This is a genomic window from Marinobacter sp. (genome assembly GCF_033722735.1).
GTDB lineage: Bacteria > Pseudomonadota > Gammaproteobacteria > Pseudomonadales > Oleiphilaceae > Marinobacter.
Genome location: NZ_JAWVYN010000017.1, coordinates 1 through 20,512, shown reverse-complemented (window position 1 = coordinate 20,512; position 20,512 = coordinate 1). Strand labels below are relative to the sequence as shown.

Sequence of the window (20,512 nt, the reverse complement as noted above, 5' to 3'; positions counted from 1 at the left end):
ACTTACTTTCCTGCATGCAGGTCCTGAAGACGGCGAACTGTCCGCTCAGGGCCAAAATTAATGGCGCGACAGAGGGCGTCACCACCTGCCAGCGTCGTCGTATAGGTCACCTTGGACTGCAGGGCGGACTGGCGAATCTGCGCCGAATCCGAGATGGCCTTGCGCCCTTCGGTGGTATTGATGATCAGTTGGACCTGACCGTTCTTGATGGCATCGACGATGTGGGGCCGACCTTCGCGGACCTTGTTGACCCGCTCCACCTCTATGCCCGCCTCACGCAACGCCTTGGCGGTACCATTGGTGGCAATCAGCTTGAACCCGGCGGCAATCAGGTCGCGCGCCACCTCGGCGGCGCCCCCCTTGTCGACATCCCGTACCGAGATAAAGGCGGTGCCCTGCTCCGGCAACCGCTCACCCACCGCCAGGGCCGCCTTGGCGAAGGCCTCGTCGAAGGTGTCGCCGAGCCCCATGACCTCGCCGGTGGACTTCATCTCCGGCCCCAGGATCGGGTCGACCGCCGGGAACTTGTTGAACGGGAACACCGATTCCTTCACCGCGTAGTAGGACGGCACGATTTCCTGGGTGAACCCCTGGTCCACCAGGGACTTGCCCGCCATGCAACGCGCCGCGACCTTGGCCAGGGAGACACCGATCGCCTTGGACACGAACGGCACGGTACGCGAGGCCCGCGGATTCACCTCGATTACGTAGATCTGGTCATCCTGCCAGGCCAGCTGGACGTTCATCAGACCGACCACTTCCAGCTCCAGGGCCATCTTGCGCACGGCGTCGCGCATTTGGTCCTGGACGGCCTGGGGCAAGGTGTACGGCGGCAGGGAACAGGCGGAATCGCCGGAGTGAACGCCGGCCTGCTCGATGTGCTGCATGATGCCGCCAATCACCACGTCCCGGCCGTCGCAGATGGCGTCAATGTCCACCTCGATGGCGGCGTTGAGGAAGTGGTCCAGCAGCACCGGGCTGTCGTTGGACACCAGCACCGCGTTGCGCATGTAGCGCACCAGCTCTTCCTCGTTGTAGACGATCTCCATCGCCCGTCCGCCGAGCACGTAGGACGGCCGAACCACCAGCGGGTAGCCGATCTCCCGCGCCACCAGCACGCCTTCCTCGTGACTGCGGACGGTGGCGTTCTCGGGCTGCAGCAGTCCCAGGCGGGAAATCATCTGCTGGAAACGCTCGCGGTCCTCGGCGCGGTCGATGGCGTCGGGACTGGTGCCGATGATGGGCACGCCCGCCGCTTCCAGGCCCCGGGCCAGCTTCAGCGGCGTCTGACCGCCGTACTGGACGATCACGCCCTTGGGCCGCTCCACCCGGATAATCTCCAGCACATCCTCCAGGGTGATCGGCTCGAAATAGAGGCGGTCGGAGGTGTCGTAGTCGGTGGAGACAGTTTCCGGGTTGCAATTGATCATGATGGTCTCGTAACCATCTTCGCGCATCGCCAGGGCGGCGTGTACGCAGCAGTAGTCGAACTCGATACCCTGGCCGATCCGGTTGGGGCCACCGCCGATGACCACGATCTTCTCACGATCGGACGGGGCGGCCTCGCACTCCTCCTCGTAGGTGGAGTACATATAGGCGGTGCTGGAGGCAAACTCGGCGGCGCAGGTATCCACCCGCTTGTACACCGGGTGGACACCCAGGTCATCCCGCAGTTTGCGCACACTGTCCTCAGAGATCGACAGCAGCTTGGCCATACGGGCGTCGGAGAAGCCCTTGCGCTTGAGGCGGAACAGGGTGTCGCGGTCAATATCCGCCTTGCCCGCGGATTTCAGCGCCTGCTCTTCGCGGATGATGTCCTCGATTTGCACCAGGTACCAGGGGTCCACCTTGGTGTGCTGGAACACCTCGTCCACGGTCATGCCCTTGCGGAAGGCATCGCCGATGTACCAGATACGCTCGGCGCCCGGCTGGTTCAGCTCGCGGATCAGCGTTTCCACGCCATCCTCAGTGGTCAAGTCCACCTTCGGCTCGAACCCTTCGGAGCCAACTTCCAGGCCCCGCAGCGCCTTGTGCATGGATTCCTGGAAGGTCCGGCCAATGGCCATCACCTCACCCACGGATTTCATCTGGGTGGTCAGGCGGGCGTCGGCCTGGGGAAATTTCTCGAAAGTGAAGCGGGGAATCTTGGTGACCACGTAATCGATGCTGGGCTCGAAGGAGGCCGGGGTGACGCCGCCGGTAATCTCGTTGCGCAGCTCGTCAAGGGTGTAGCCGATGGCCAGTTTCGCCGCCACCTTGGCAATCGGGAAGCCGGTGGCCTTGGAAGCCAGCGCCGAGGAACGGGACACCCGCGGGTTCATCTCGATCACCACCATGCGCCCGGTGTCGGGATGGATGCCGAACTGGACGTTGGAGCCGCCGGTTTCCACACCAATCTCACGCAGCACCGCCAGCGAGGCGTTCCGCATGATCTGGTATTCCTTGTCGGTCAGCGTCTGGGCCGGGGCCACAGTGATGGAGTCACCGGTGTGCACACCCATGGCGTCGAAGTTCTCGATGGAACAGACGATGATGCAGTTGTCGTTCCGGTCGCGAACGACCTCCATCTCGTATTCCTTCCAGCCAATCAACGACTCGTCAATCAGCAGCTCATTGGTGGGCGAGAGGTCCAGCCCGCGCTGGCAGATCTCCTCGAACTCATCCTTGTTGTAGGCAATGCCACCGCCGGAGCCACCCATGGTGAACGAGGGCCGGATGATGCAGGGGAAGCCGATACGCTCAGCAACCTGCCAGGCCTCATCCATGCTGTGGGCGATCTCTGCCCGGGGACATTCCAGGCCGATGGCCTTCATCGCCTTATCGAAGCGGTCCCGGTCCTCGGCCTTGTCGATGGTATCGGCGTTGGCGCCGATCATCTCCACCCCGTGTTCGTCGAGGACGCCGTGTTTCTCCAGATCCAGCGCGCAGTTCAGCGCGGTCTGCCCCCCCATGGTGGGCAACAGTGCGTCCGGCTTCTCTTTCTCGATGATCTTGGCGACGGTCTTCCAGGTGATCGGCTCGATGTAGGTGGCGTCGGCCATGGCCGGGTCGGTCATGATGGTCGCCGGATTGGAGTTCACCAGGATGACCCGGTAACCCTCTTCGCGCAGCGCCTTGCAGGCCTGGGCGCCGGAGTAGTCGAACTCGCACGCCTGCCCGATCACGATGGGGCCCGCGCCCAGGATCAGAATGCTTTGTATGTCGGTACGTTTTGGCATGTCTTGGTAAACCTGTCAGCAACGTTTAATGTCTTGCAGCGCAAAACGCGGCGTTAATGTTTTCAATTCGGTCGTGGTACCCGGCTCAGGCCTTGGCGGCCTCCATCAACCGGATAAACTCGTCGAACAGTGGCGCCACGTCGTGAGGGCCCGGGCTTGCTTCCGGGTGCCCCTGGAAGCTGTAGGCCGGCTTGTCGGTACGGCGAATGCCCTGCAGGGTGCCGTCGAACAGCGACTTGTGGGTGGCCTCGATATTGCTTGGCAGAGACGCCTCATCCACCGCAAAGCCGTGGTTCTGACTGGTGATCATCACCGTGCCGTCCTTCAGGTCCTGCACCGGATGGTTGGCCCCGTGGTGACCGTGCCCCATCTTCAGGGTTCTGGCACCACTGGCCAGGGCCAGCAGCTGGTGCCCCAGACAGATACCAAACACCGGGGTGTCCGTTTCCAGCACCTCCCGGATGGCCTGGATCGCATAGTCGCAGGGCTCCGGATCACCGGGACCGTTGGACAGGAAGATGCCGTCCGGATTCATCGCCAGCACGTCGGAGGCCGGCGTGGTGGCCGGCACCACGGTGATGTCGCAACCACGGGCCGCCAGCATGCGCAGAATGTTCAGTTTGACGCCATAATCCCAGGCCACCACCTTGAAGCGGGCCTCGGAGCGCTCGCCGTAGCCATCCGCCAGGTCCCACTCGGTCTGGCTCCACTGCCAGGTTTTCTCGGACGTCACTTCCTTGGCCAGATCCATGCCCTTGAGACCCGGGAACGCCTTCGCCAGCTCCAGGGCGCGCTCCGGTGTGGCGCCGGCGCCGGCAACCACCGCGCCGTTCTGAGAGCCCTTGTCGCGCAGGATGCGGGTCAGGCGGCGGGTATCGATTCCGGCAATACCAACAATGTTGTTGGACGTCAGGTATTCATCCAGTGAGCCCTGGCTGCGCCAGTTGCTCGCCAGCAGCGGCAGGTCGCGGATGATCAAGCCCGCCGCCTGGACGCGATCGGATTCCACGTCTTCTTCGTTGACACCGGTATTGCCGATATGAGGATAGGTCAGGGTTACGATCTGGCGCGCATAGGACGGATCCGTCAGGATTTCCTGGTAACCGGTCATGGCGGTGTTGAACACCACCTCGCCGCTGGTTTCTCCATCGGCGCCGATGGCGTAACCGTGGAACAGGCTTCCGTCTGCGAGAGCCAGGATTGCTGGGGTTCTCATGGTGTGAGTACTCAAGGCTTGTATCCTCATCGAGTGGCGTATCGTCAGTTCCGAATCGGGCCGGGCCGCATCGCTTGTCGGCGCGATGACAAGAGCCGGCCCCAACGTCACGAACAGGAGCGCAAGCGCAAATTCAGGTCGCAAAAAAGCGAGAGGGAGCCCGTGGCCCCGTCCCGCTTTCTTGTTGCTAGCAATGTTCAGCTACGCTTGGTGCAGTTAAATCGCCCCATTATAAAAATTCAGGCGCAAACTGTCCACGACAAATGCCGCCGCCCTACTTCAATGACAGCACATCCTGCATGTCGTACAGCCCCGCGGACTTGCCCTGGAGCCACTTGGCCGCGCGTACCGCGCCCTTGGCGAAGGTCATGCGGCTGCTGGCCTTGTGGGTCACCTCGATGCGCTCACCGATGCCGGCAAACAGCACGGTGTGATCCCCCACCACGTCACCGGCACGGATGGTCTCGAAGCCAATCTCCTTCTGGGAGCGCTCACCGGTGAAGCCCTCGCGGCCGTAGACCGCGCATTCCTGCAGGTCCCGCCCCAGGGCCTCGGCAACCACTTCCCCCATTCGCAGCGCGGTACCGGAGGGCGCGTCCTTCTTGTGGCGGTGATGGGCCTCGATGATCTCCACGTCGTAGTCATCCCCCAACACCTCGGCGGCGGTGCGCAGCAGGTTGAGCACCACGTTGACCCCCACGCTCATGTTGGGCGCGAACATCACCGGAATGGCCTCCGCCGCCAGCGCCAACTGCTCCTTCTCGGCCGCCGTCATGCCCGTGGTGCCAATCACCATGGCCTTGCCGTGGGCCTTGCAGAACTCGGCGTTCTCCAGGGTCAGATCCGGAAAGGTGAAGTCGACGAGCACATCGAAGGCGTCCTTGACCGCCGACAGCGAGTCGGCCAGCCTGACCCCCACCCGACCGATGCCGGCGACCTCACCGGCGTCGCTACCGACCAGACTGCTGCCCGGCTCGACAATGGCGGCGCCCAGGTCCAGGCCCTCGGCGTCGTCCACCGCTTCGATCAACACCTTACCCATGCGCCCCGCGGCGCCGATGATTGCTACCCGCATCCGTTCTGCCCTCAGAATTTCATTTCGTCAAAAAAGCTCTTCACCCCTTCAAACCAGGAGGTCTTCTTCGGAGCATGATGGGTGCCGTTGCTGCCGTCCAGCGTTTGCTGGAACTCCTCAAGCAACTCCTTCTGGCGCTTGGTCAGGTTGACCGGCGTCTCCAGGATGACACGGCACAGCAGGTCCCCGGCAGGGCCACCGCGCACCGGACTGACGCCCTTGTTGCGCAACCGGAACAGCTTGCCGGTCTGGGTCTCGGGGGGAATCTTCAACTTGACCCGACCGTCCAGGGTCGGCACCTCCAACTCACCGCCGAGAGCGGCGTCCACGATGCTGATGGGCACCTCGCAGTAGAGGTTACGGCCATCGCGGGTAAAAATGGCGTGATCACGTACCGCAATCTGGACATACAGGTCGCCGGGAGGGCCGCCATCCACCCCCATCTCGCCCTCGCCGGAGAGACGGATGCGATCACCGGTATCCACGCCCGGCGGCACTTTCACCGACAGGGTCTTTTCTTCCTGGACCCGACCGGCACCGTGACAGACTTTGCAGGGATTCTTGATCACCTTGCCCGAGCCACGACAGATGGGGCAGGCCTGCTGCACGGTGAAGAAGCCCTGCTGCATGCGAACCTGCCCCATGCCCTGGCAGGTACCGCAGGTTTCCGGCGCAGAGCCTTTTTCGGCACCGGATCCGTCACAGGCGCCACACTCCACATGGCCCGGCACCCGAATCTTGACGGTCTTACCCTTAACCGCTTCTTCCAGATCCAGCTCCAGGGTATAACGCAGGTCGGCACCACGGGTGGTTCGACCGCCACGGCCACCGCCGCCAAAGATATCACCGAACACATCCCCGAAAATATCGGAGAAGCTGGCACCGCCACCGCCAAAGCCACCGGCTCCGGCCTGGCCATCCACACCGGCGTGGCCAAACTGATCGTAGGCGCTGCGCTTCTGGGGATCGGCAAGCACCTCGTAGGCTTCGCTGGCCTCCTTGAACTTGTTCTCAGCTTCCGCGTCGTCCGGGTTACGGTCGGGATGATACTTCATGGCGAGCTTTCGGTACGCCCGCTTGATTTCCTTCTCGTCCGCCTCTCGGGACACACCGAGAACTTCGTAGTAATCGCGTTTGGCCATGCTAACAACCCTAGTAATGCCCCGGACCAGCTGCCGGGGCCTTTGACTTCCAAATTCCGCTTGTACAGTCGGAGCCGCGCGGCATTCTAACGCAACCCCTTAAACGAGGAAAAACGCGGGAAGCACCCCCCCGCGTTTTCCAGACGTCAACGGCGCCGAAACTTAGCGCTTGTCGTCGTCCTTCACTTCCTCGAACTCGGCATCCACCGCATCGTCGGCGGCTTCGGACTGGGTGGCACCCGCGTCCTGCGCAGCGCCCTGCTGCGCTTGCTCGGCCTGCTCGGCGTACATCTTCTGGGCCAGCTCGGAGGATACCTCGGTCAGCTTCTGGGTCTTGGCCTCGATGTCCTCCTTATCGGAACCGGCCAGCGCCTCTTCCAACTCCTTGATGGCCGCCTCGATGGACTCCTTCTCGCCGTCGCTGACCTTATCGCCAGCGTCGTCCAGGGTCTTGCGCACGGTGTGCACCATGGCGTCGCCCTGGTTGCGGGCCTGCACCAGCTCTTCGAACTTGCGATCGTCCTCGGCATGGGCCTCGGCGTCGGAGACCATCTTCTCGATCTCATCCTCGCTCAGACCGGAGGAGGCCTTGATCACAATGGACTGTTCCTTGCCGGTGGCCTTGTCCTTGGCGGACACGTGCAGGATACCGTTGGCATCGATGTCGAAGGTCACCTCGATCTGCGGCACCCCGCGCGGCGCCGGCGGAATGTCCGCCAAATCGAACCGCCCCAGGGACTTGTTCTGGGCCGCCTGCTTACGCTCACCCTGGACCACGTGGATGGTCACGGCGGTCTGGTTGTCGTCCGCGGTGGAGAAGATCTGCGACTTCTTGGTCGGGATGGTGGTGTTCTTCTCGATCAGCGAGGTAGCCACACCGCCCATGGTCTCGATGCCCAGGGTCAGCGGGGTCACATCCAGCAGCAGCACGTCTTTGACGTCGCCGGACAGCACCGCGGCCTGAATCGCCGCACCCATGGCAACGGCTTCGTCCGGGTTAACGTCCTTCCGCGCATCCTTACCGAAGAAGTTTTTCACCTTCTCCTGGACCTGCGGCATGCGGGTCTGGCCACCCACGAGGATGACTTCGTCGATCTCGGACGCATCGACACCGGAATCCTTCAGGGCCACCTTGCACGGTTCCAGGCTTCGGTCGACCAGGTCTTCCACCAGCGCTTCCAGCTTGGCCCGGGTCAGCTTGAGGTTGAGGTGTTTCGGGCCACTGGCGTCCGCCGTGATGTACGGCAGGTTGACGTCGGTCTGCTGACTGCTGGAGAGCTCGATCTTGGCCTTCTCCGCAGCCTCCTTCAGGCGCTGCATCGCCAGGGAGTCGCCTCGCAGGTCGATGCCGCTGTCTTTCTTGAACTGGTCGGCCAGGTACTCGATAACCTTCAGGTCAAAGTCCTCACCGCCCAGGAAGGTGTCACCGTTGGTGGCCAGCACCTCAAACTGGTGCTCACCGTCAACGTCGGCGATCTCGATAATGGAGATATCGAAGGTACCACCACCCAGGTCGTAAACCGCGACGGTGCGATCGCCGCTCTTCTTGTCCAAACCGTAGGCCAGGGCGGCGGCGGTCGGTTCGTTGATGATCCGCTTGACTTCAAGACCGGCGATCTTGCCAGCGTCCTTGGTCGCCTGACGCTGGCTGTCGTTAAAGTAGGCCGGAACGGTAATGACCGCTTCGGTGACCTTCTCACCGAGGTAATCCTCGGCGGTCTTCTTCATCTTCTTCAGCACTTCCGCGGACACCTGCGGCGGCGCCATCTTCTTGCCCTTCACCTCGACCCAGGCGTCACCGTTGTCAGCCTTGGCGATCTTGTAGGGCACCATCTTGATATCTTTCTGGACCACACTGTCCTCGAAGCGGCGACCGATGAGCCGCTTGATGGCGTACAGGGTGTTGTCCGGGTTGGTAACCGCCTGCCGCTTCGCGGACTGGCCCACCAGGGTTTCGCCGTCTTCGGTGTAGGCGATAATGGACGGGGTGGTGCGATCGCCTTCGGCGTTCTCGATTACCTTGACCTTGTCACCATCCATGATGGCGACGCAGGAGTTGGTCGTACCCAGGTCGATACCGATAATTTTGCTCATTGATTCACTCCAATTCGTTTTCTGATTCGGTTCCGGCACTTAGCTTGCTGCTGATCCGGGAGTAAGCACCCGGGGCGCCACCCGTTTACTGCCTATATTGGCGCCTATTCAGACTTTTCAAGCCTGCTCATCGATTTTTGGCGCGTCCTCAGCCTTGGCGACCACCACCATGGCTGGACGAACCAGGCGCTCGTTCAGGGTGTAACCTTTCTGGATCACTGCCACCACGCTGTTGGGCTCGGCATCCGGCGCCGGCACCATGGACAAGGCTACATGGCGCTGGGGATCAAACGGCTCGCCCACCGGGTTGAGCTGCTCGACCTTGAACTTCTTCATTCCCCCCAGCAGCAGATTGAGGGTCATTTCCACGCCTTCTCGGATGGAGGCCACCACCTGGCCCTCCGCTTCCTGCCCCTCGGTGCTCTCGACCGCCTTCTCCAGGCTGTCGACCACCGGAAGCAACTCCTTCACAAACTTCTCCAGGGCGAACTTGTGGGCTTTCTCCACATCGATCTCGGCGCGCCGACGCACGTTCTGCATCTCCGCCTGGGTGCGCAGCACCTGGTCCTTCAGCTCCTGCACCTGCGCCTGCAACGCCCCGGCTTCGTCCTGAGGAGCTTTGCCATCTTCGGCGGCCTCTTCCGCCTGCTCCGCCTCATCAGGCTCGGAGACCGACTCCTCCGCGGCTTGCTTCAGCTCTTCTTCAACCTGTTCGTTGCGGTTCTCGTCAGCGCTCATTGGCCACTCCTGCTCTGTTTTCCTCAGCCCTGGCATGGGCCTTCTATCAATTGGCGACCCGACAATGATGCGCCGGGCTCTTGGACTTGCGTTTCGATATGGGGCCCGATTTCCAGGTTTCAACCGCCCCAGGTTCGCAAAATCAACATTTGCAAACGACCAAATCCCTGTATATATTCACAGCACCTGTATACATCCACAGTATTGGAAACGTTCCCGTCCAGGAGGAGAGACCATGCTGACCCAACTGACCGTCACCAATTACGCCATTGCCGAGCGAGTGGAACTGCAATTCCGGGGCGGTATGACCGCCCTCACCGGTGAAACTGGCGCCGGCAAATCCATTGTGTTGGACGCCCTCGGCCTGGCAATGGGCGGTCGCGCGGATGCCGGCGCCGTCCGGCACGGCGCCAAGCGGGCGGACATCACTGCCTCCTTCGACGTCTCCCGCATCCAGGAGGCGCAGCACTGGCTGCAGGAACACGAACTGGACGACGACAACGACTGCATCCTGCGCCGCACGGTCAGCAAGGACGGCCGCTCCCGCGCCTACATCAACGGCCAGCCCTGCCCGCTGGGTCACCTGAAGGACCTTGGCGCATTGCTGATGGACATCCACAGCCAGCATCAACACCAGTCCCTGCTGCGCAAGGACACCCACCGCAAACTGGTGGACGAGTTTGCCGGCGCCCTGGAGCTGGCCGATCGCACCCGAGCCGCCTGGCGCAGCTGGCACCAGACCCGGGAGCGGCTGAGCGAGCGCCGGCAGAATGCCGATGAGGCCGAGGCCCGCCTGCAGCTGCTGCGCTACCAGGTGGAGGAGCTCGACCGGCTGGGCCTGACGGAGGGGGAGCAGGCCCAGCTGGAAGCCGAACAGGAGCAGCTCAGCAACGCCGATACCGTGCGCCACGCCGGCCATCAGGCCGCCCTGCTGTGCAGTGAGGATGACACCAGCGCCGCAAGCCTGCTGCGCCTGGCGCTGAACCAGCTGGAACAGCTGCCCACCGAGGTACCGGCCCTGGCCGACACCCTCCAGATGCTCAACGACGCCCAGATCCAGGCCGCAGAGGCCGGCGACAACCTGCGCCGCTTCGTCGAGGACTACGACGCCGACCCAGCCCGCCTGGCCGAGGTGGAGGAGCGCCTGAGCGCCATCTATCAACTGGCCCGCAAACACCGGATAGCCCCCGAAGAGTTACCGGAGCTGCACCAGAGCCTGAGCCGGGAACTGGCCGCCCTGGACGGCGGCGAGGGCAGCCTGGAACAGCTGGAAACGGAGCTGGCCCAACAGCGGGAGGCGTACCTGGCCCTGGCCGGCGAGCTGTCCCGGGCTCGCCAGAGCGCCGCGGAACAGCTGGACCTGCGCATCGCCGAGGAACTGAAGCAACTCAGCATGCCGTCGGTGCAGTTTGTTACCCGGCTCAGCCCCAGCGCGGACGGCGAACCCGCGCCCCAGGGCCTGGAAGACGTGGAGTTTCTGGTCAGCGCCAATCCCGGCCAACCGGCCCGCCCGCTGGCCAAGGTGGCCTCCGGCGGCGAGCTGTCACGGATCAGCCTGGCCATCCAGGTGGTGGTGGCACAGACCTCCACCACGCCGACCCTGGTGTTCGACGAAGTGGACGTAGGCATCGGCGGCGGCACTGCCGAGGTGGTCGGCCGTCTGCTGAGGTCGCTGGGCGAGAACGGTCAAGTGCTGTGCGTTACCCACCTGCCCCAGGTGGCGGCGCAATGTCACCAGCACCTGCTTGTGAGCAAATTCACTGAGCAGGATGCAACCTACTCACGCATTGAGACGTTGGGGGACCAGGAACGGGTGACCGAAGTGGCAAGAATGCTGGGCGGCGTGGACATGACGGAACAGACCCTCGCCCATGCCCGGGAAATGGTGAGCAAGGGCCAGGCCGTTCACCACTGAGGGGCTGACGCGACGGCAGCCCGAATTGAAAGACACTTTCCCCTCTCGACCCTGAGAGCTACCTGGGCGGGCAACACCCGCCCCTTTTTTTAACCTCACGCCGCCCACCGGATTTTTGACGGCCGCCGTCAGGCAAGCCCTCGTCAGGATTTGATGGGCTTAACATACAGGGTCAGGCTGTGATCGACGATTTCATAGCCATGTTCTTCGGCGATCTTCTTCTGCCGCTCCTCGATCACCGGATCACAGAATTCGATCACTTCACCGGTCTGGGTGCACACCATGTGGTCATGGTGCTCGTCGGTGGCCATCTCGAACACCGCATGTCCACCCTCGAAGTTGTGCCGCAGCACCAGGCCGGCGGTCTCAAACTGGGTCAACACCCGGTACACCGTCGCCAGCCCCACATCGTCACCCTGGTCCAGCAGTTTCTTGTAGACATCCTCTGCACTGAGATGATGCTCCTCCGAGCTCTCGAGGATGTTGAGGATTTTCACCCGCGGCAACGTAACTTTCAGACCGACCTTGCGCAATTCGGTATTTTCAGATGACATCTTGCTATTCACTCTTTGGTGTACTTCCGGCTTCCGGTATGATGAAGCCGCATTCAATCGATTGACCCGCGTCACCCCTGCCCGGCAGGCGCTTCACGATAGAGGAATTCCCCCACCGATGCAAAAGCTCGCGGCACTTGTCCTGGCACTCCTACTGACATCCGCTTTGGCCGGATGCGTGTTCCCTGGCGTTTACAAAATCAACGTCCAACAGGGCAGCATCCTGTCCCAGGAAGAACTCGACCAGCTCAGTCCGGGCATGACCCGACGCCAGGTCCATTCCATCCTCGGCTCGCCGTCGGTTATCAATCCCACCGACAATAGCCGCGAATATTACATCTATACCTTCCAGCATCGCGGGGAGGAGATCGAACAGCAACAGGTAACCGTGTTCTACGACAATGGCCAATACAGCCATTACCAAGCGGACCTGCTCCCCGAAACCCCGGCTTATTAAACGTCTGCGACGCTACTTTTTCTTGGCCCGGTTCAGGCGGGCCTGCTTGGGATCTATCTTGAGGGGGCGGTAAAGCTCAATGCGATCCCCCTCGCGAACCACTTCCGTCTTCGGGGATTTGATCACCTTGCCGAAGATCCCCATATCGGTTGCCTCCGGGTCAATTTCCGGAAACAGCTCAATAATCCCGGAGCGTAACACCGCATCGAACGCCGTCGTATCCGGCGGAACCGAGACGGTGACAATTTCCTGCTTCTCCGGTGTGGCGTAGGCCACTTCCACCTCAATCATACCAACTGCTCCCGATAGACCTCGTCGGCCCGACGACAGAACGCATCCACCATGGTATTGGCCGCCTGACTGAAGACGGTTCCGAACGTCATCCTGGCCAAGGAGCCGGAAAACTCGAATTCCAATCGAAGGATCACCTTGCAGGCATTGACGTCCAGGCTCAGGAACTGCCAGTGGCCACGCAGGTTGCGGAACGGGCCGTCCACCAGGGACATCTCGATGGTCTCCGGGGCCACCAGTTGATTACGGGTGGTCAGGCGGTGTTGCATGCCCCCCTTGGCCACGTCCAGCGACGCCATGAGCTGCGACTGCGACTGCTCATGAATCTCAGCGCCCGCGCACCAGGGCAAAAAGTCCGGATAACGCGCCACATCGTTGACGAGGTGAAACATCCGCTCGGCGGAGTGCATAACCAGCGCGGTTTTTTCAATCTGGTGCGACATGGGGACGGGACTTCCTGATACACAACGAGGGTTCAACAGATCTGCGACGACTCCACCAGCGCCGGCGGTGGTGGCCGCAGGTTTAGCGAAAAAGTTCAGACACTATGATAAAGGATTTCCCGATCACTTTGCTTATCTTTCTCATCGGGCGCTCCCTCGGCCGGGACATCCTCGGGGCCGGGGATCCGCGTTTCGGCGTCATTTGCCGCTGGAGCACCGGAACCGGCGGGGGCGCCCGCTGGCGACTCCGGGGGCTGGACGTCCCCCTGCGCATCAGCCGGCTCGGATTGGCGGTCTCTTTCAGACAACGGCAGCACCTGGATGGGGCGGCACAGATCCGCATCCCGATCCTCCCCACACAGATCCTGCAGGGAGGCAATGCTGTAATGAACCCCGATGTACGCCACCACCGCCGGCAACACCAGGCGCATGACCCAAAACCAGATCTGGCCGACCAACCAGGGCGTCTTGCCGATCAACCCGAACGCCACCGACCGACTCAGCTTCCAGCCCACAAACAGTGCCAGCAACACGCTGACCAAGGGGATCAGCAGACCACTGACCGTGAGCTCCAGCCAACGGAACACCGAGCCTCCGATCGCCGTGTGATCGGCCCAGATGTTAAAGGAAAACAGCGACGCCAGACCCGCCAACCAGACCAGAGCGCCGATCACCACCACCGAACCGGCCCGGGGCGCTCCGGTCCACTCCTGGAACCAGCCCACCACCGACTCCAGCAAGGCCACCGACGTGGTCCAGGCCACCAGCACCACCACCAGGAACATCGCGGCGATCAGGAACTGACTACCCGGCAGCTCCGACAGACTGAGCGGCAAGGCCATGAACAGCAGACCGAACCCCTGGTCGCCGACGCCGGGTGCGTGGGCCAGCACCAGGGAGTAGATGAGCAACCCGGCAATAATCGCGAACAGGGTATCCATCAGCACCACCCCGAACACCGACCGCTTCAGGGGCGTAAACTGCGGCATGTAGGCGCCAAACACCACCCACACCCCCATACCCAGCCCGAGCGTGAAGAACGCGTGGAACAGGGCCGCCAGCAGACTGTCCCAGCTCAGTTCCTCCGCGCGAACAACCAACAGGTAATCCACCGCCCGTCCGAGCTGCCCCTGGTCCGAGCTGTAGATCAGCAACCCGAGCAGCAGCACAAACAGTCCCGGCACCACCCGCCGGAAGCCCCGCTCGAGGCCCACCACCACGCCCTGAACCGAGATGCCCAGCACCAGCAGCAGGAAGAACGCATGCCAGCCCATGAACCGGCGATAGTTGTTTTGATCAGCCACCAGGCTAAACAGCAGCTCCGCCGCCCGGGCTTCGTCGGCCCCACTGAAACGCCCCAGGGCACCATAAAAGACATAGGCCAGAGCGATCCCGCCGATGACCGCGGTAAAAGACAGCACCACAAATGCCGACACAACGCTCAACCGGCCCAGCCAGATCCAATGCCGGGACAGTCGGCCCTGGCGCACGAAACCGTCCATGGCCAGCACGATGCCGTGACGGGAGTGGCGGCCAATGGCCGATTCGGTGAGCATTAAGGGCAAGGTCACCAGCAACAGGCAGGCCAGATACAGCAGAATGAACAGCCCCCCGCCATGCTGACCGGCCAGATAAGGGAACTGCCACAGGTTACTGAGCCCTACCGTGGCACCGGTAGCGGCCCAGAAGAAGGTGGATCGACGGGTCCACGAACCGATGGCCGTTTCGTATGGAGTAGGCATTCCTTACCCTGTCTGACATTGGACCGACATTGTAACCAATCCAACGGCAAACACACCTCCCCGGTTCCACCGGGAGGGCCGATTTCGTGACCGATCTGGCACTACTGGGCTACAATGCGCGCTTAATCCGTGAACCGGCCCGCCCGGTCGCCATTTCCACATCCGGACTTAAGGCATACATGAGCAAGAGCAAGAAAAAGACCGGCAACACCAGCAGCACCATTGCCCTCAACAAGAAAGCCAAGCACGAGTATCACATTGAGGAACGGTTCGAAGCAGGCCTGGCCCTGCTCGGTTGGGAGGTCAAGGCACTGCGCGCCGGCAAGGGCCAGCTCACCGACGCCTACGTGCTGCTCAAAGACGGCGAAGCCTGGCTGCTTGGCGCCCACATCATGCCGCTGAACACCGCCTCCACCCATGTGGTGGCCGACCCAACCCGAACCCGCAAGCTGCTGCTGCATGCCAAGGAAATTGCCCGCCTGGTGGGCAAGGTCAACCAGACCGGCCATACCTGCATTCCGCTGGCGCTGTATTGGAAGAAGAACAGGGTCAAGTGCGAGATCGCGCTGGTGAAAGGCAAGAAGCTGTTCGACAAGCGGGCCACCGAGAAGGAGCGGGATTGGAACCGGCAAAAACAACGGATTATGAGAGACGCACAGGGCGCCTAACAAAAGTTAATAAATGTCGCACCTGCACCTACTTTCATCCTGCCAATTCCCGTCCTATACTCCAATGCTCACCGGGTGGTAGCGCGATTTTTCGTCGTACCCAAAAAGGACAAACCGTCGCTTCACCTCTGACTCACGGATACGAGGGAGGGATGCATGAAACCTTCAACCACGCCGATGTCGGCCGTCGACCGCTCCTGGCTAAGGATGGAGAGCGTCGAGAACCCCATGATGATTTCGGCGGTGCTGAGTTTTGACCAGCCGATCCCCATCAAACGCCTCAAGCGGGTACTCTCGGATCGCTTCCTGTGTTTTCGTCGCTTCCGGCAGCGGGTCGCCCACCGGGGCGAACGCATCTTCTGGCAAGACGACCCCCTGTTCGACCTGGACAACCACATCCACCCCATCGCCCTGCCAGGCAAGGGCACCCTGGAAGACCTGCAGGCCCTGGTCAGCGACCTGAACAGCACCCCGCTGGATTTCAATCGACCGCTTTGGCAGATTCACTACATCGACCACTACAACGGCGGCTGCGCCCTGCTGGTGCGCATCCACCATTGCATTGCCGACGGCATATCGCTGGTTCGAGTCCTCCTGTCGCTGACCGACAGCACCCCGGACGCCAAGGTTCACACCATCTCACCGCTGCGTCCCCGCCAGGACGTCCGGCCATCGCCGCTGGCCCGGTTGTGGCAGCGGGTTCGCAACAGCGGCGTAACCGCCATCGAGCAGTCACGACTGTTCCTGCACTCGTTGCGTGAAGAACAGGGCTACCCGCTGAAGCTGGCCAGAACCGCCAGCAACGTCGCCATCGACTGCCTGAAAGTTGGGCTGGCGCCGAACGAGCCGGCCACCAGTCTCAAGCAGCCGCTCAGTGGCCGTAAACGGGTGGCCTGGGCCGAACCGCTGGATCTGACCGAGGTCAAGCACTGCGCCAAGGCCCTGGGGGGAACCATCAACGACGTCCTGCTCAGTGTCGCCACCGGCGCCATCCACCAGCACTTTATCGAGGCCCACGAGCAGATACCGGACTGCGGCATCCGGGTGGCGGTGCCGTTCAACCTCCGCCCGCTCAACCAGCCCATCGAGGACCTGGGTAACAAGTTCGGCCTGGTACTGGTCAATCTGCCGGTGGACGTGGACTGTCCGCTGATGTGCTTCCGCCAGACCCAGGAGAACATGAACCGGCTCAAGCGCTCCTACCAGGCCCAGGTCACCTACAGCCTGCTGGACCTGTTCGGTCGCGGCCCCGACATGCTCGAGCGCCGTGCGTTGAGCATGCTCAGCCACAAGGCCTCCGCGGTGCTCACCAACGTCCCCGGCCCCAAGGACCCGGTGTACCTCGCCGGCGCCAAGCTGGCGCAACCCATGTTCTGGGTCCCCCAGAGCGGCGACATCGGCATCGGCATGAGCATCTTCAGCTACGCCGGCACCGTGCAGTTTGGCATCAGTGTAGACAAGGGCATCCAGGCAGATCCCCAGGCGATCATGGGCTATTTCCGCGAGAACTTTGAAAAACTCGCCGCCCTCGCCAGCCAGGAAGAGAAGCCCCAAACCAACCTGGCCGCCAGCTGACCTGCAGCCAGGTACGTAAATACACAGTTTCCCCCTTGAAGTTCGCCGCAGTGGCCACATATACTGCAGTCAAAGGGGGACGACATGGCTTCGACGCTGGTTGCGAACCCTTGGGTGCATGTCGAGATGGCAGCCAATCTCGTAAATCCAAAGCTGCATTTAAATAGTCGCAAACGACGAAAACTACGCACTGGCGGCGTAAGCCGTTCCAGTCGTCCTGACTGGGGTTCCTGTTACCCAGAAGCAACATCTCAGGACGTCATCGCTAACAGGACGCCCCGTTACCCAGAGCTCACTGGTTAACGGTTAAGCTTTAAAGAGCTCGCCTCTTACACCCTGACCTTCGGGTCGTTTGAGGTTAAATCAATAGAAGGATGCTAAGCATGTAGAGCTCAAGGCAGAGTGCTGGCGGACGCGGGTTCGATCCCCGCCGTCTCCACCAAACTCCTAGAGAAAAGCCCCTGATTTCAGGGGCTTTTTTCGTTTCTGAGTTGTCATTTCTTCCCTTGGTGTCAACCAAGTGTCAACAAACCTAATAACCCTTAACCATTAGCACCGTATTCGCATGCTTAGAAGCCCCATTCAAATCAGGGAAAAGCGAAAGATGATTGATATTCATTCTGTTCAAATTTTTAAGAGCAATCTCAAATTCTGAAGTTGGCACCAAAATCCTAAGCAAAACTGCCCCACCATCATTACCGCGTTCCTCAAAATGGGAATGCACCCAATCCATCACGCATTCGCCATCCTGACACCGCGTAAACAACCCTTGCTGGCTAATCAATCGAGAATTATCGTCCGATAAAGGACTTACAAACCTCAACATTTCATCGTTTCGATTTTGATCATATAGGTCATCAGACTTCCCTATTACAGCACTCCTATGGAGCGCGTAAATCGCACAATATTCGGAGTCGACATTTCCCGCTCCCTCAAATGCAAAAAAGGCAGCTACATAAGGTGAAAAAGTCCAGTCAAGAAGTGGTGTTGCTAAACCATAATGCTGGCCCAATGCCCACCAATCATCTTCAGAATCCAACTTTGGAGGGTTCGGTCCTCGCCTCCCGCGAATAGAGTACTTAAAACGCTCCAAATGATCCTGCCTCACACTCTCATCATCTGGACTCGCCCAGCTTTTTTCACCTTCGAGAATTCGATCCAATAGAGGGAGAAGCTCCCAATCAACAGACGCATGGCCACGATACACATAATCGGTGAATTCAAAGAGATGCGAATTTACAAATTCCGTGAACCCTAACCAGGAGCTACAAACAGCATCCATTATTCCATGAGCGGGCTCTCTCAGCTCCCAGCTTTCTGGCCCTTTGGCTCGTCTCCCAAACATAATATCGCCCCACCATTCTTAGCCTGATTCGCCAAAGGATTGAGTTTAACAGCCTCCTCAAGAAAATTTGGAGCTAGATGGGCGTATCTCATTGTCATATTGATTGAGGCATGTCCCAAAATCTTCCGCAAGGTCAGTATGTTGCCGCCGTTCATCATGAAATGGCTAGCGAAGGTGTGCCTGAGTATGTGGGCGCACTGCCCTTGTGGTAGAAGCACGCCAGATCGTTCAACCGCACGACGAAATGCAGATATTGTGGAAGTTCCGAAAGAGCCGTGTTCCTGCAGGTGGCGGTACAGTTCGGTATAGAACCCCTTCGAGACCGGAACAGCTCTCTTCTTACCGGACTTGGTTTGATCAAACGTCACCAGATAAGGCTTGAGCCGCTGCAGAGTTAATCCTTCCGCTTCCGACCATCTAGCACCAGTTTCCAGGGACAGCCTAGCAACGAGGAACACATGGGGATTGACTGTTCTTTCTCTCAGCTCAGTAAATATTGCCTGGATCTCGTCGTGATCCAGATAACCCATTTCCCGCTCTGGAATCGGTATTGGTTTTACCTTAATCAGTGGGCTCGGGTAACTGATTTCACCAGTCTGGTGCAGTTCATTGAAAACCGCATTGAGATACCCGAGTTCGTTGTTGCAGGTCTTCGGCGACCGGCCTTCCTCGATGCGCAGTGAGCGGTAGACGGCATAGGGCTTTGCGGTCATCTTCGCAGCTACCGGATCTCGGAGGGCAACAGCCATTCTCTTCAGGTGACGATAGCGACGTTCACCGTCCCGCAGATATTTTCCGTGCGCCAGATACCACGCCTCGATCAATTCCGAGAGCTTCCGCTTATCCTTTTTTAAAGCCGGGCCGAGAGTTCCGCTGTCATGTTGTAACAATGCCCAACGTTCGAAGCGCTGCGCTTCGGCCTTGGAAGGGAACGATTTCCTGATGCGCTTCTGCCCACGCCCTCCAGGCTGAATGTCTACCTGCCAACGACCAGAAGGAAGCTTCTTAATCATGCGGCCACCTTGCTTAACAGCCGCCGTTTAACCAGCCCATCCTCGACGAGCTGGTAGAGCTCGTTTTCCTTGATGTCCCTGCGCCGGTAGTAGTTACACAAGTCTTCCCAGAGACCACTTCTTTTGAGGCAATCCCACGCCTGGCGGGTGTTGAACCGGTTGCGCGCATAGATGCTTAAGAGATTGCCGAAGGCGAGGGAAACGTTCTTTTCGTTGCCGCAACCGGGTTCCTTTTTTACGCGTTTGTAGGTCAGGCTGGGGGCCGGATGACCGAAGCTGATGTCGTCCCTTAATTTGGTCCAGATGGGGTGTACCCACTCGCGCTTGTGCTCGTAACGGTTGCCGTTCAGGGCGTATTGCCACAGGCCGGTGAGGTGCTTCACCGCATCGGCGAAGGTGTAGATGGACTTCATGCCGGGGGTGCCCTGGGAGATCTCGTTGACGATGCGGTGATGGAAGCGAACCTCAAGGCGCCAGACGGGTAGATCCGGGTTGTAGCAGGTGTCCGGGAAGCTGTTTTCGTTCACGGCGCATTCCCAGATCCCTTCCATGAAGGCCCGTTTGTCGGAGACATCGATTTCCTTGGTCTTGTCGTAAAGACAGGTCTGCAGGCTGTTGGCCTTGCCGAAGGTGTAGGTTTCGCCCCGGCCGTTGACCGTAGAGCCTGTGATGCCGTCGAAACTCAGGTCCGACAGGCCGTTGTGGACACTGACCGTTCTGGCGCGGGTGACGAAGTGCTGCGGCAGATCCTGGGGTGGTTCCCAGCCCTGGAAATCCACGGCCAGATGCAGGGCGATACCCACCGGTTTGATGCCTTTCAGGAAGAACAGGCCCCACTCGGTCAGCTCGTCGTTGATCTGGTCGCTGGAACGCTCATAGAGCCAACGGGGCGAGGTTTCGATCTTGACGTGGGTGCCCTGGGAATCGCTTTCGGCGTAGAAGTTCTGCAGCAGGATGGTCAGGCCGTATTCCCGGTTCTGCAGGATGTACTTGAAGCCCCCTCGCCTACCAGAATGGACACTGAAC

17 protein-coding genes and 1 other RNA gene are annotated in these 20,512 nt (G+C 60.6%); 5 read left to right on the top strand and 13 right to left on the bottom strand.

The window, feature by feature from the left end; genetic code table 11:
• Positions 1 to 2: 2 nt before the first annotated feature.
• The 6 genes from carB to grpE all read right to left on the bottom strand — a co-directional run bounded on the left by carB (position 3) and on the right by grpE (position 9,483).
• Positions 3 to 3,218, bottom strand: coding sequence for a carbamoyl-phosphate synthase large subunit (gene carB / locus R3175_RS13020; RefSeq protein WP_318944751.1), 3,216 nt, complete (start codon positions 3,216 to 3,218; stop codon positions 3 to 5).
• A gap of 85 nt (positions 3,219 to 3,303) precedes the next feature.
• Positions 3,304 to 4,434 carry a glutamine-hydrolyzing carbamoyl-phosphate synthase small subunit gene (carA, locus tag R3175_RS13015; protein ID WP_318944750.1) on the bottom strand — a complete coding sequence of 377 codons (1,131 nt, stop codon included), beginning with the start codon at positions 4,432 to 4,434 and terminating at the stop codon, positions 3,304 to 3,306.
• Between the two features lie 274 nt (positions 4,435 to 4,708).
• A complete protein-coding gene (gene dapB, locus R3175_RS13010; protein ID WP_318944749.1) occupies positions 4,709 to 5,509 on the bottom strand; it encodes a 4-hydroxy-tetrahydrodipicolinate reductase in 801 nt (266 codons plus the stop codon).
• Between the two features lie 11 nt (positions 5,510 to 5,520).
• Positions 5,521 to 6,651 carry a molecular chaperone DnaJ gene (dnaJ, locus tag R3175_RS13005; protein ID WP_318944748.1) on the bottom strand — a complete coding sequence of 377 codons (1,131 nt, stop codon included), beginning with the start codon at positions 6,649 to 6,651 and terminating at the stop codon, positions 5,521 to 5,523.
• A 162-nt stretch (positions 6,652 to 6,813) separates the two neighbouring features.
• Positions 6,814 to 8,784, bottom strand: coding sequence for a molecular chaperone DnaK (gene dnaK, locus R3175_RS13000; protein WP_318944747.1), 1,971 nt, complete (start codon positions 8,782 to 8,784; stop codon positions 6,814 to 6,816).
• Positions 8,785 to 8,862: 78 nt separating this feature from the next.
• The gene (grpE, locus tag R3175_RS12995) at positions 8,863 to 9,483 is read right to left on the bottom strand and encodes a nucleotide exchange factor GrpE (RefSeq protein ID WP_318944746.1); all 621 of its coding nucleotides are present in this window, start codon (positions 9,481 to 9,483) and stop codon (positions 8,863 to 8,865) included.
• 235 nt (positions 9,484 to 9,718) lie between these two features.
• On the opposite strand from grpE, the gene recN reads away from it, so the two are divergent.
• Positions 9,719 to 11,398, top strand: coding sequence for a DNA repair protein RecN (recN, locus tag R3175_RS12990; RefSeq protein ID WP_318944745.1), 1,680 nt, complete (start codon positions 9,719 to 9,721; stop codon positions 11,396 to 11,398).
• Between the two features lie 143 nt (positions 11,399 to 11,541).
• Here recN and fur read toward each other — a convergent pair whose 3' ends face one another.
• Positions 11,542 to 11,952 carry a ferric iron uptake transcriptional regulator gene (gene fur, locus R3175_RS12985; protein ID WP_318944744.1) on the bottom strand — a complete coding sequence of 137 codons (411 nt, stop codon included), beginning with the start codon at positions 11,950 to 11,952 and terminating at the stop codon, positions 11,542 to 11,544.
• A gap of 118 nt (positions 11,953 to 12,070) precedes the next feature.
• Here fur and R3175_RS12980 point away from each other — a divergent pair, with 118 nt between their 5' ends.
• On the top strand, positions 12,071 to 12,409 hold the full coding sequence (locus R3175_RS12980; protein WP_318944743.1) for an outer membrane protein assembly factor BamE: 339 nt from the start codon (positions 12,071 to 12,073) through the stop codon (positions 12,407 to 12,409).
• A gap of 12 nt (positions 12,410 to 12,421) precedes the next feature.
• On the opposite strand, the gene R3175_RS12975 is transcribed toward R3175_RS12980, so the two are convergent.
• The 3 genes from R3175_RS12975 to R3175_RS12965 form a co-directional block, all read right to left on the bottom strand.
• Positions 12,422 to 12,700, bottom strand: coding sequence for an RnfH family protein (locus R3175_RS12975; RefSeq protein WP_318944742.1), 279 nt, complete (start codon positions 12,698 to 12,700; stop codon positions 12,422 to 12,424).
• Positions 12,697 to 13,143, bottom strand: a complete 447-nt coding sequence (locus R3175_RS12970) for a type II toxin-antitoxin system RatA family toxin (RefSeq protein WP_318944741.1) — start codon at positions 13,141 to 13,143, stop codon at positions 12,697 to 12,699. The genes R3175_RS12975 and R3175_RS12970 overlap by 4 nt, the downstream gene beginning before the upstream one ends.
• Before the next feature lie 95 nt (positions 13,144 to 13,238).
• Positions 13,239 to 14,885, bottom strand: a complete 1,647-nt coding sequence (locus R3175_RS12965) for a sodium-dependent transporter (protein WP_318944740.1) — start codon at positions 14,883 to 14,885, stop codon at positions 13,239 to 13,241.
• Between the two features lie 179 nt (positions 14,886 to 15,064).
• On the opposite strand from R3175_RS12965, the gene smpB reads away from it, so the two are divergent.
• From smpB to ssrA, 3 genes are all read left to right on the top strand, one after another.
• Entirely contained in the window at positions 15,065 to 15,553 is a 489-nt protein-coding gene (gene smpB / locus R3175_RS12960) for an SsrA-binding protein SmpB (protein ID WP_318944804.1), read from the top strand.
• A 156-nt stretch (positions 15,554 to 15,709) separates the two neighbouring features.
• Positions 15,710 to 17,128 carry a wax ester/triacylglycerol synthase family O-acyltransferase gene (locus tag R3175_RS12955; RefSeq protein ID WP_318944739.1) on the top strand — a complete coding sequence of 473 codons (1,419 nt, stop codon included), beginning with the start codon at positions 15,710 to 15,712 and terminating at the stop codon, positions 17,126 to 17,128.
• A 75-nt stretch (positions 17,129 to 17,203) separates the two neighbouring features.
• Positions 17,204 to 17,570, top strand: a transfer-messenger RNA (tmRNA) gene (gene ssrA / locus R3175_RS12950).
• 90 nt (positions 17,571 to 17,660) lie between these two features.
• On the opposite strand, the gene R3175_RS12945 is transcribed toward ssrA, so the two are convergent.
• From R3175_RS12945 to R3175_RS12935, 3 genes are all read right to left on the bottom strand, one after another.
• Positions 17,661 to 18,410: an FRG domain-containing protein gene (locus R3175_RS12945; RefSeq protein WP_318944738.1), complete on the bottom strand. Its 750-nt coding sequence runs from the start codon at positions 18,408 to 18,410 to the stop codon at positions 17,661 to 17,663.
• 20 nt (positions 18,411 to 18,430) lie between these two features.
• Positions 18,431 to 19,486, bottom strand: coding sequence for a tyrosine-type recombinase/integrase (locus R3175_RS12940; protein ID WP_318944737.1), 1,056 nt, complete (start codon positions 19,484 to 19,486; stop codon positions 18,431 to 18,433).
• A partial coding sequence (locus tag R3175_RS12935; RefSeq protein ID WP_318944736.1) for a hypothetical protein occupies positions 19,483 to 20,512 on the bottom strand: 1,030 nt, incomplete at its 5' end. The genes R3175_RS12940 and R3175_RS12935, both read right to left, overlap by 4 nt.